This window comes from Pleionea sp. CnH1-48, assembly GCF_024124665.1.
GTDB lineage: Bacteria > Pseudomonadota > Gammaproteobacteria > Enterobacterales > Kangiellaceae > JAMXSB01.
In genome coordinates, this window is sequence record NZ_JAMXSB010000043.1 from 1 (window position 1) to 1,638 (window position 1,638).

The window sequence follows — 1,638 nt, forward strand, 5'->3', positions numbered from 1 at the left end:
TATCATCTGAGTGAAAGAGATAGTTTTCTCTTTTAGCCCAGCCGTTGTTCACTTGATTACTTTGATATTCAATGTAATTTTCTGGGCTTACATACCACGAGCCAGAGTTACCATCATAAAAATATTCTGACTTTTTATCATCAGGATCGGTAACGGTTATTCGGTAATACTCCCACATACCGCTATCGCCTGTTGGATACCCAATACCAGTATCAACACCGTCTGCTGGTTCTGTTTTAAATTTCCACGTACCCTCAAATGGCTTTGTGATCTCAGTGATATACACATCACTATCATACTTAATTGTACTTTTATAACCGCCCATATCTGTGAGAGAAACAAGGTTTTTATTGGAGTCATACTCAAAGCTCGCTTTTCTGCCGAATGGATCAGAGACCTCTTTCACTAAACCGCTAGGGTAGTAAGTAATTGTGGATTTTCTCCCTTGTGCATCTTGAATAGTTTTCAACTGAATATTGCTGTTATATCCCAGCTTTACTTTATGGCCGTAGATGTCTTTTATTTGTGTCAGCAGTACTTGTTGTGAGTTGGTGTTATCAGGGATAGCAAAGGTGTATTGAGTACCATCTAATAAAGTCAACTCGTAATGTGTTGAATGAACTTTTTTCAAAGCAGACTCAGAGCCGTAGGCTTTAGCAAAGCCGCCTTTACCATCAGCAATAAACACCATGCGACGACCATCAGCCATAAAGAGCGTTGCCGCTTCGCCAGGATCTTCAACCAGATACATGCCATAACTGAAAGACCACTTATTCCCAAAAGGCTCATACTGTTGAAGCGCTGATTGAGAGTTAAAACTCAGCTTTAACTCAATATCGGGACCATAGGGCGTTTCATACCAAATCGGTGTATCAGTCGCATAAAGATTCATACTGACTTTATTCACCGACCAAACAGGGCAACCTTTGCCACCTGCTGGGCATTCATTTTGCTTTGGTTCACCTAAGTCGGATTCTGGTCGTTGAATTCCACAGCAACCGCCATAGGTCAATTCAGCATCCAACAAAGACATTTGTTTGCTTTCTAATGAAGCGAGTAACGGAGAATCTTTCTCAGAGAACACTAAGAGCTTTCCATCCCATTCTTGAGAAAACTCTTTTTGTGTTTGAGTAAAACGCCGTTGTTTTTGTTCATCGTAGATGGTCACGCCTTTATCATTGACCTGTTCGACAATCCAATAGTGACCCAAACCATTCGTAGCGCTTCGGTCAATGTGAGCAATGGCAGGTAAAGGCATGTCTTTAAGCTCATCAGGAGACACATTAAGCGCCTTCATGGTATAGCCATAATCACCCGCAAGCTCGCTTAACTCTTTAATACTAAAACCCTGAGCATTATTTGGAAGCAGTGAGCGAACTTTGTTAGCTTCGACAAACTTCCCATCACGTTCCAGCAAATCACTAAAGGCTCGGTTTCCACAATTGGCCAGAGCTTTGCCCTGTGCTTTAAGTTTTGCAATTCGACTTATCCATGTGGCCGCATAGGTTCGCTGACGCCAATCAGAGCCATCTTTCTTGAGTTCCGCAAAGATATCTTGCGCATCGCTCAAGCTGTTTTCCATCACACGTAAAACTGCCAAACGGCTCTTGGCTTTCTCAGCGACTTTTCGAGCACCTT

The 1,638-nt window shown here is 42.4% G+C and carries 1 protein-coding gene; it reads right to left on the bottom strand.

Features of this window, described 5'->3' with window-relative positions:
- Nucleotides 1-1,638: cysteine peptidase family C39 domain-containing protein (locus NH399_RS25305; protein ID WP_253044306.1), on the bottom strand; the 1,638-nt coding region annotated here is incomplete at both ends.